Below are 9328 nucleotides of genomic sequence, written 5' to 3' on the forward strand. Positions count from 1 at the left end.
CATAGCTCAGGCCTGACTAAATGAAAAACGATGTGGTTCATTCAAAAAGTTCAGGCTTGGCTAAACAAAAAATTGTGTTGTCCATGTCAGCGCGCTCAGGTCTGACCCAATGCAAAGTCAGGTGCTCCCTGTGCCAGGCTGATCTTCTCTCTGGCTGGAACCCGGTCGAGCCGCCAGTGGGTAATACCCCAGCCGATGATCTCGTCAATGCGGCTCGCCATCAGCTCGGGGGGCGGGCATTGACCGAGAAAGTGCAGCGCCTGCCACAGGGCTGGCCTGACCTCGTCCAGCGCCAGTGCCGGCGCATGGTTCTGCTTCGACAACTTGTGGCCATCTGCCAGCACCGCCAGTGGCAGGTGCACCCAGGCGGGGACGCTGGCTCCCAGCGTCTGGTAGAGGGCAACCTGGCGCACCGTGGGCTCCAGCAGATCGGCACCACGTACTATCTCTGTGATGCCGCTGTCCATGTCGTCCACCACCACCGCCAGGTTATAGGCGTAGAGGCCATCCCGACGGCGTATGATGAAGTCCTCTTCGGCCAGCGCCGCAGGAACCGCAATGCGGCCCTGCAACCCATCCTCGAAATGGTAGACCGGATGGTGCTGGCGCAGCCGGGCGGCGCATCCCTCGGCCCCGAGACCAAGATCGCGACAGTGGCCGCGGTACAAACCGCCGCCCGCCATGATCTCGCGCCGGGTACAGCGGCACCAGTAGAGATCGCCAGCCTGATAGAGCTGCCTGATGATCTCGTCATAACGGCCATGACGCTGGCTCTGGTACATCACTTCCCCATCCCACTCCAGGCCGTGGGCCGCCAAGGTCTGCAGTATGAGCGACGCGGCACCGGCCATCTCCCGTGGCGGGTCTATGTCTTCGATCCGCACCATCCAGCGCCCCTGTTGCGCCCTGGCCTGCAAGAAACTGCCGAGCGCCGCAATCAGGGAGCCAAAATGGAGCGGGCCTGACGGGGAGGGGGCAAAGCGACCTGTATAGGGGCGAGTCTGGGGCGACGGGAGTGTATTCACGGGCATGGCAATTAGGGCAAGCGATTCATTGAAGCTGCATTCTGGGACGCCCCGACCAAAAGCTCAATAAAAAAGGGAGCTCGCAAGCCCCCTTTTTTCAGTTATGCCAGTGGTCGGTATCAACCGGCCATCTGTTTTTCCTTGATTTCAGCAAGTGTTTTGCAGTCGACACAGAGATCGGCTGTCGGACGGGCTTCCAGACGACGGATACCAATCTCGATACCGCAATGCTCGCAGTAACCGAAGTCATCGTCTTCAAGCAGCACCAATGTCTTCTCGATCTTCTTGATCAGCTTGCGTTCACGGTCGCGGGTGCGCAATTCGAGAGCGAACTCTTCTTCTTGCGCGGCGCGATCCACGGGATCCGGAAAGTTGGCAGCCTCATCCTTCATATGGTCAACGGTGCGGTCAACTTCCTGCATCAGTTGGTTGCGCCAAGCTCCCAGGATCTTGCGAAAATGTGCCTTTTGTTGGTCATTCATGTACTCCTCACCCGGTTTTTCCTGGTAAGGCGCTACACCCGCAATGGCCAGGGGGCCCAGAGATTTCCTGTTTTCGCCTGTTGGCATGCCCTGTCTCCTAATTCAGCACGCTACCCGTGCCATCCATAAAATGAGGGCGACATCTATATCAGAAGGGTAATGCGTAGGCAAACAAGCCGTACCAATTATGTTACCCATCCCAACTTTTATTCGCTGCCCTCGGGTAGCAGGTGACAAGATTCAAACGGGATAAAATCTTGGGCCACCATGCTCTGCACCCCAAGATGGGGTCGATAGCATAAAATTTCAACCCCTGCCGCCATTGACTGCTCAATTAGCTGACTATAGAGCGGATCTATGTGTGCTGCAGGGCGCATTCTCACTATTCCGGAGTGCAAAACCATAAATAGCAACACGGCTCTGTGCCCTGCCGCCTTCATGGCCATCAATTCACGCAAATGCTTGGCGCCACGACTGGTGACCGCATCGGGAAAGTAGCCCATGCCGGCTTGCTCCCGCTCATCGAGCAGGGTCACGGATTTCACCTCTATGTAGCATGAGGGCCTGTGGTCATCTTCCAGCAGCAGGTCGATGCGACTGTTCTCTTCGCCATATTTCACCTCGGTGCGCAGCCTTGCATAACCGGTGAGCGGAGCCAGTGCCCCTTGTTCGATCAGCTCGCGGGCTATCTGGTTGGCGCGCGCCGTGTTGACGCAGATGAAGTGACCCGCCGGGCTCTCGGCGATTTCCCAGCTGTGGGGCAGCTTGCGCTTGGGGTTGTCGGAGGTGGAGTACCAGACCCGGGTGCCCGGCTCGGCGCAGCCGGTCATGGCACCGGTATTGGCGCAGTGGATGGTGATCACCTCGCCGTTGTCCTGCCGGATATCGGTCAGAAAGCGCTTGTAGCGGGAGATGAGCTGCCCGGACTGCAGGGGGGGATCGAAGATCATGGTGCGGTTCTCTCTTTTATAGGCAGGAAGTGAGGGCGCGCGGCTGTCACGACGCTATCTTCTCTCTGGCGCGCAGGGGCCAGCAGGCGAGCGGTTCATAGCGCGTCCCGTCCGGGGTGGCAATGGATTGATAGAGGCAGAAGTGATCCGCGTGCAGCAAAAAATCCGGTGCCGGCAAGGTGTCGGGCGCCTCGCTCGCCTTGCGCGACAGGGTGACGTGGGGACGATAGCCCTGCTCACCGTTGCCAAGCCCCAGCTTCTCGCCGTGACGACGCAGCGCCCTGGCCAGCACGTTCAGCTCGTTAGGCCAGTCACCTGGTCCCACCCAGGCCGCCTTGGCACGGCTGAACCAGCCGGTCTCATCCAGCTTGATGGTCAGCGGCGGACAGTGCTGCCGCTCAGCGGCGGCCATCAGGCGGGCCGTGGTGACCTGATCTGCTTCACCGAGAAAGGCCAGCGTCAGGTGGAGGTTCGCTGCGGGGACCGGCTGGCCGGGCCAGGGGCGTTGATCTCGCCAGTCGATCAGCTCGGCGGCAAGCCGGTGCAGAGGCAGGGCAAAGAAGAGTTTGGCCATTCTGGGGAGTATGCCTGTTCACGCTCATAACATGGCCCCATTCTATGGCAGCTACGGTGGTCATGTCTCGCTGGCGACATCTGCTCACGGTGGTGGCGGATGCTATGGCAGAATGGGCGCCGTTTTAAGGTCATCACAGAAGGTGCTCGCCGCTTTGTCCCAACTCCCCATAGTGTCCGTGTTGCCAGCGCTGTTTGCCGCCATCGACAGCCATGCCAGCGTGATCCTGCAGGCGCCCCCGGGCGCGGGCAAGTCGACCCTGCTGCCGCTGGAGCTGGTGCGCCAAAACCGGCTGCCCGGTCGCATCCTCATGCTGGAGCCCCGTCGTTTGGCGGCGCGCAACATAGCCAGCTTTCTGGCCCGTCAGCTGGGGGAGCCGGTGGGAGAGCGCATCGGCCTGCGAGTCAGGGGCGAGAGTCGCACCAGTGCCAGGACCCGACTCGAGATCGTCACCGAGGGGGTGCTGACCCGGATGTTGCAGCAGGATCCTGAGCTTGCGGGCGTGTCGCTCGTCATCTTCGATGAGTTCCACGAGCGCAGCCTGCACGCCGATACCGCCCTGGCCTTTGCCATCGAGAGCCAACAGGGGCTGCGCGATGATCTCAAATTGCTCATCATGTCCGCCACCCTGGATGGCATGGCGCTCGAGAGCCTGTTGCCTGACGCCCCCGTCATTCGCTCCGAGGGGCGCGGCTTTCCCATCGACTATCACTATCGCCCCCTCAATCGCCAGCAGTGGCTGGAGCCGCAAGTCGGCGCCGTCGTGCTGGAAGCACTCGCCAGCCATGCCGGCAGCGCCCTGGTGTTCCTGCCGGGGCAGGGGGAGATAGAGCGGCTCGCCCAGTGGCTGGAGGGACGGTTGCCGGATGACGTGCGCCTCGCACCGCTCTACGGGCGCCTTGACATGGCGGCGCAACAGTCCGCCATCGAACCGGCACAGGTCGGTCGCCGTAAGCTGGTGCTCACCACCAATGTGGCGGAGACCTCCCTCACCATAGAGGGCATCCATATGGTCATCGACAGCGGGCTGGAGCGGCGCGCCTCCTTCGATCTGAAAAGTGGCGTCACCCGGCTGGAGACCCGCCAGATCGCCAGGGCGTCCGCCACCCAGCGGGCGGGCCGCGCTGGTCGTCTCGGTCCTGGCGTCTGCTATCGGCTCTGGAGCGGTGAAGTGCAGGAGCGTCTCGCCGAGCAGAGCCCGCCGGACATACTGACGCAGGAGCTCACCGGCCTGCTGTTGGACGCCGCCCAGTGGGGCGCTAAAGTGGAGAGCCTGCCACTGCTGGACATGCCCCCCGCCGCCGCCGTAGCCAGCGCCCAGCGGCTGCTGGTCAGCCTGGGTGCCATGACGCCCGAGGGTGAGCAACAACTTACTCCTGCTGGCCGTGCCATGGCAGCCTTCGGCACGCACCCTCGGCTGGCGCGCATGCTGCTGCGGGCCCGTGCGCTTGAGGCCGAGGGTCTGACAGGGATTGTCGCCGATGCCGCTTTCCTGGTGGCGCTGCTGGAAGAAGATCTGCGAGGATCTGAACGCCTCTCTGTGCTGTTTCACCGCCGTCTTGGTGCCCTGCGGCAGGGGGCTGCCCGCTGGTTAGATCGCCTCGGTGTCAGGTCTGGCGCGTCACAACGTCAGGCTCAAGGGCAGTGGCTGGGACTGCTGTGCGCCCTCGCCTGGCCGGATCGGATCGGCAAGTTGCGCAGTGGCAGCCGCTATCAACTCAGTGGTGGGGTGAGCTGCGATCTGGTAGAAGGTCACCCATGCCAGGGACAAGCGGCCCTCATCGCCATCGAGATGGGGCAAAACGATCGCGGCAGTCGCATCTTTATCGCCGAACCGGTCGAGCTGGATGAGCTGGCGCGCCAGCTGCCGGAGCTGGTGAGCGAGCGCCAGTGGTTTGACTGGGACGAGCGGGAAGAGCGGGTGCGCGCTGAGCGCCAGCTGGTGATCGGGGAACTGGTGCTGAGCCAGCGACCGTTGACCGCGCTCTCTGACGAGCAGAAAGGGCGCTGCCTGCTGCAAGGCATTCGCCGCAAGGGGTTGCATGTGCTGCCCTGGGACGAGAGCAGCGAAGGGCTGCTGGCCCGTTTGCGCTGCGCCCGCGACTGGTTGCCTGATGACGGCTGGCCCGCCATGGACGACGAAAGCCTGCTGGCCCGGCTGGAAGAGTGGTTATTGCCAGCCCTGAGTGGCATGACCCGGCTGGAGCAGCTAAAGCGGCTCAACCTCAACGACATCCTGCGTCAATCCCTGCCCTGGCCACTGCCCAAACGGCTGGACGACGCGCTGCCGAGCCACTTCACGGCGCCGACCGGCAGCCGGGTGCGTATTCGTTATCAGCCGGGTCAGGCGCCGGTGATCCCGGTGCGCATTCAGGAGATGTTCGGGCAAGGTACGACCCCGTGCGTGGCCGATGGCCGGGTGGCGCTGGTGGTGGAGCTGCTTTCGCCTGCCCGGCGGCCGCTACAGATCACGGCCGATCTTGCCGCCTTCTGGGCCGGTTCCTACGAGCTGGTAAAAAAAGAGATGAAGGGGCGTTATCCCCGCCACTATTGGCCGGACAATCCGCTGGAGGCGATGCCGACCAGCGTCACCAAGAAGAAGATGGGGATGTAGGTTGGTGCTGAGCCGCGCGAAGCCCAACTCCAGCAGATTACCCTCACCCTAGCCCTCTCCCTGAGGGAGAGGGAACCGATCGAGGTTGGTGTTTGCCCCCTTCTCCCCTTGTGGGAGACGGGTTGAGGATGAGGGGTTGGCATCCATTTGTCTGGCGAAATGAAACCCGAGATTCAGATTTGATTGGTTAATCCCACTCGGACGTTCGCGAACGCGACATAACAAGTAGAAAGGAAAGCAAAGAGGATTTATGGCAACGCAACGACGCAAGCGCACACCCAAGAAGGTGGCGCCCAAACGCACCATCTGGCGCACGCTGTTCTGGCTCGGCTTCAAGCTCTCCCTGGTGGTGGCCGCTTTCATGGTGGTGTTTGGCATCTACCTCGATACCAAGGTGCGTGAGCGCTTCGATGGCGAGAAGTGGCAACTGCCGGTGATGGTCTACAGCCGTCCGTTGGAGCTCTACCCCAGCCAGCGCCTCTCCCAGACCCAGATGCTGCGTGAGCTCAACATGCTGAGCTACAAGCAGGTGCGCCAGCCTCACACGCCAGGCGAGTATGCGATCAACGGCAACCGTATCGAGCTTATTCGCCGCCCGTTCGCTTTCCATGATGGCGCCGACGGTGCGCGTGGCCTGCGTCTCACCTTCAACGGCGCGCGGCTGGAGGGGATCCAGTCGCTGGAGAATCAGCGCCAGCTCGGCTACGCCCAGATGGACCCAGTGCTGCTCGATCGCCTCAACACCGAGGATCGGGAGGATCGCCTGCTGGTGCGCATCGCCGAGGTGCCCGACAGCCTGCTGGTGACCCTGCTCACCACTGAAGATCGCGACTTCTACCAGCACGGCGGCGTCTCGCCGGTGGCCATACTGCGCGCCATGGCGGCTAACGTGCTGGCCGGTCGCACCGTGCAGGGGGGCAGCACCCTCACCCAGCAGCTGGCCAAGAACTTCTTCCTGACCCGCGAGCGCAGCCTGTGGCGCAAACTGCAGGAAGCCTACATGGCGGTGCTGATCGACTATCGCTACAGCAAGGACGAGATCCTGGAGGCCTACCTCAACGAGGTCTATCTGGGGCAGAACTTCTCGCAAGGGGTGTATGGCTTCGGGCTCGCTTCCTATTTCTACTTCGGTATTCCGGTCAACGAGCTGGACATCGATCAGGTGGCGCTGTTGGTGGGGTTGGTGAAGGGGCCTTCCTATTACGATCCCTGGCGTTTCCCGGAGCGGGCCAAGGCCCGGCGTGATCTGGTGCTCAAGCTGCTGATGGATCACGGCAGCTTGCAGCCGGCCGAGTACGAGCTCGCCAGCAAGCAGCCGCTTGGCATCATCACCCGTGGCCAGATGAGCTATGGCCGCACTCCGGCCTTCATGGGGCTGCTCAAACGCGAGATCCAGAGCCGTTTCGGCGCCGATCTGCTCAAGCAGTCCGGCCTCAAGATCTTCACCAGCCTGGATCCCATCGCCCAGCACGCCGCCGAGCAGGCGGTGGCATCGGGTCTGACGCTCATCGAGAAGCAGCGTGGCAAGAAGAAGCTGGAGGCGGCCATGGTGGTCTCCGACTGGCACAAGGGCGAAGTGGTTGCGCTGGTGGGGGGGCGGGATCCCCGCTACGCCGGCTTCAACCGGGCGCTGGATGCCCGTCGCCAGATCGGTTCCCTGGTCAAGCCAGCCGTCTACCTGACCGGCCTCTCTAACGGCCTGACCCTGGCGAGCCCGCTCAAGGATCAGCCGATCCGCCTTCGCGGTCAGGATGGTCAGGTCTGGACACCGCAAAACTACGATCGCAAGTTCCGCCAGAGCGTGCCCCTGATGGATGCACTGGCCAGCTCCCTCAACGTGCCGACCGTCAATCTGGGTCTGCAGGTAGGGTTGGAGAAGGTGGTGGATACCCTGCACAAGCTGGGGGTCGAGCAGGAGATCCAGCCCTATCCGTCGTTGGTGCTGGGGGCCGTGGCCTTGTCACCCATGGAGGTGAACCAGATGTACCTGCCCATCGCCAACCAGGGGCTGACCCAGCCGCTGTCGGCGATCCGCGCCGTGGTCAACAGCGATGGCAGCACTCTCTATCAGCATGATCAGACCGCCAAGCGGGTCACGGACGAACAGGCCAGCTGGCTGACCCTGTTTGCCATGACCAAGACGGTGAGCCAGGGCACGGCCCGCGCGCTGAATGCCAAGTTCCCCGGCGCCACCATGGCCGCCAAGACAGGCACCACCAACGAGCTGCGCGACTCCTGGTTTGCGGGATTGGACAACAACGAGCTGGTCAGCATCTGGGTGGGCCGTGACGACAACACGTCCGCTGGGCTGACAGGGGCCAGCGGTGCCCTGCAACTGTTTAGCGGCTACATGAGCCAGCGTGGCGTCAACAGCCTGACGCTGAAGATGCCGCAAGGGGTGAGCTGGGCCAACTTCTCCCGCGCCAGCGGCGCCCGTGTGGTCAGCGACTGTCCGGGTAGCCTGCAGGTGCCGGCCAAACTGGCCGGGCTGGCTGAGCCCATGAGCTGTGGCAGCCCCGCACCGCGCAGCGCACTGGATGACTGGTTCGGTGGTTTCTTCAACTGATAGACGAAACGGGCAGCCCTGGCTGCCCGTTTGACTGGAGTGCATATGACTTTCCCGTTGTTTGAGGCCATCCATCATGTGGCCATCATTGCCAGCGACTATGATCGCTCGCGCCACTTCTATCATCAGGTGCTGGGGCTGCCCATCCTTGCCGAGACCCTGCGCGAGGCACGTCAATCCTGGAAGCTGGATCTGGGCCTGCCCGATGGCAGCCAGCTGGAACTGTTCAGCTTTCCGACACCTCCCGCGCGGCCCTCAAGGCCGGAGGCCTGCGGTCTGCGCCACCTGGCCTTTCGGGTCAGCGAGCTTGACCGCGTCATCCGGCATCTGCAGATCCATCAGATTGAGGTGGAGCCGGTGCGGGTGGATGAACTGACCGGCAAGCGCTTTACCTTCTTTGCCGACCCCGACGGCCTGCCGCTGGAGCTCTATGAAGCGTCGTGCTGACCCTGCGTCGACCCAACAAAAAAGCCGCCCGCAGAAGCAGGCGGCTTGGTCATGTCATTGATGGCTCGCTATCAGGCGGTGGTCAGCATGGCTACCGCTAGCGCCATCACCATCATCCCGGCCCATCCGATGGGCTTGAGTCGCTCACCAAAGAGCAGCAGACCACCCAGTGCAGTACCCAGAATACCGATGGCTCCCCAGGTGGCATAGGCGACGGCCAGATCGATCTGGCCACCGCTCACAACCTTTGACAGCAGGGTAAACGCCCCCAGCACCAGCTATCTGTCGCTAGGGGCCGAGATCGCCCGTGCACATCACGAGCATTTTGATGGCAAGGGTTACCCGGAGCAGCTGGCGGGGGAGGCGATACCGCTGTCGGCTCGCATAGTGGCGGTGGTCGATGTGTTCGATGCACTGCTCAGCAGGCGCCCTTACAAAGAGCCCTGGACGCTGGCACAAACCATGGAATACATACAGTCCCGCACTGGCAGCCAGTTTGATCCCCAAGTGGTGCAGGCGCTCAATCGGCTGGTGGCACAGTCTCCTTACTGATCCCCTCATTTTTTACGACTCAAATAATTCCAAATGTGCGGGAATATAACCGGTGCTGCTTCATGTAATAGGTGAACTTTTCCATCAGTAAGCGAGCATAGGCCTCTTTCATCTTGGG

General features: G+C 62.3%; 7 protein-coding genes and 2 pseudogenes. 4 read left to right on the forward strand and 5 right to left on the reverse strand.

The features are described 5' to 3' along the window. Window positions 1–95 precede the first annotated feature (95 nt). The 4 genes from gluQRS to thpR form a co-directional block, all read right to left on the reverse strand. Window positions 96–1031 carry a tRNA glutamyl-Q(34) synthetase GluQRS gene (gene gluQRS, locus GWQ22_RS15860; RefSeq protein WP_275930901.1) on the reverse strand — a complete coding sequence of 312 codons (936 nt, stop codon included), beginning with the start codon at window positions 1029–1031 and terminating at the stop codon, window positions 96–98. Between the two features lie 113 nt (window positions 1032–1144). Further along, on the reverse strand, window positions 1145–1594 hold the full coding sequence (gene dksA, locus GWQ22_RS15865) for an RNA polymerase-binding protein DksA (RefSeq protein WP_033137830.1): 450 nt from the start codon (window positions 1592–1594) through the stop codon (window positions 1145–1147). A gap of 119 nt (window positions 1595–1713) precedes the next feature. Beyond that, entirely contained in the window at window positions 1714–2457 is a 744-nt protein-coding gene (sfsA, locus tag GWQ22_RS15870) for a DNA/RNA nuclease SfsA (protein WP_212514564.1), read from the reverse strand. 46 nt (window positions 2458–2503) lie between these two features. After that, on the reverse strand, window positions 2504–3031 hold the full coding sequence (thpR, locus tag GWQ22_RS15875) for an RNA 2',3'-cyclic phosphodiesterase (RefSeq protein WP_275930902.1): 528 nt from the start codon (window positions 3029–3031) through the stop codon (window positions 2504–2506). Between the two features lie 154 nt (window positions 3032–3185). On the opposite strand from thpR, the gene hrpB reads away from it, so the two are divergent. From hrpB to GWQ22_RS15890, 3 genes are all read left to right on the forward strand, one after another. Then, entirely contained in the window at window positions 3186–5645 is a 2460-nt protein-coding gene (gene hrpB / locus GWQ22_RS15880) for an ATP-dependent helicase HrpB (RefSeq protein ID WP_275930903.1), read from the forward strand. Window positions 5646–5895: 250 nt separating this feature from the next. After that, window positions 5896–8211: a penicillin-binding protein 1B gene (gene mrcB, locus GWQ22_RS15885; protein ID WP_275930904.1), complete on the forward strand. Its 2316-nt coding sequence runs from the start codon at window positions 5896–5898 to the stop codon at window positions 8209–8211. A gap of 45 nt (window positions 8212–8256) precedes the next feature. Beyond that, window positions 8257–8658, forward strand: coding sequence for a VOC family protein (locus tag GWQ22_RS15890; RefSeq protein ID WP_042038505.1), 402 nt, complete (start codon window positions 8257–8259; stop codon window positions 8656–8658). Window positions 8659–8729: 71 nt separating this feature from the next. Here GWQ22_RS15890 and GWQ22_RS15895 read toward each other — a convergent pair. Then, window positions 8730–8936: pseudogene (locus tag GWQ22_RS15895) on the reverse strand (SMR family transporter); the annotation flags it as partial. Here GWQ22_RS15895 and GWQ22_RS15900 point away from each other — a divergent pair. Then, window positions 8932–9210, forward strand: a pseudogene (locus tag GWQ22_RS15900) (HD domain-containing phosphohydrolase); the annotation flags it as partial. The pseudogenes GWQ22_RS15895 and GWQ22_RS15900 sit on opposite strands and share 5 nt — an antisense overlap. Window positions 9211–9328: the final 118 nt, after the last annotated feature.

The organism is Aeromonas sp. 1HA1 (assembly GCF_029237385.1).
Lineage (GTDB): Bacteria > Pseudomonadota > Gammaproteobacteria > Enterobacterales > Aeromonadaceae > Aeromonas > Aeromonas popoffii.

Bases quoted from the DNA above. Each gene is read 5' to 3' on its own strand.
- sfsA (WP_212514564.1), bottom strand. From the start codon at position 2,457: ATGATCTTCGATCCCCCCCTGCAGTCCGGGCAGCTCATCTCCCGCTAC.
- thpR (WP_275930902.1), bottom strand. From the start codon at position 3,031: ATGGCCAAACTCTTCTTTGCCCTGCCTCTGCACCGGCTTGCCGCCGAG.
- dksA (WP_033137830.1), bottom strand. From the start codon at position 1,594: ATGCCAACAGGCGAAAACAGGAAATCTCTGGGCCCCCTGGCCATTGCG.
- gluQRS (WP_275930901.1), bottom strand. From the start codon at position 1,031: ATGCCCGTGAATACACTCCCGTCGCCCCAGACTCGCCCCTATACAGGT.
- mrcB (WP_275930904.1), top strand. From the start codon at position 5,896: ATGGCAACGCAACGACGCAAGCGCACACCCAAGAAGGTGGCGCCCAAA.
- GWQ22_RS15890 (WP_042038505.1), top strand. From the start codon at position 8,257: ATGACTTTCCCGTTGTTTGAGGCCATCCATCATGTGGCCATCATTGCC.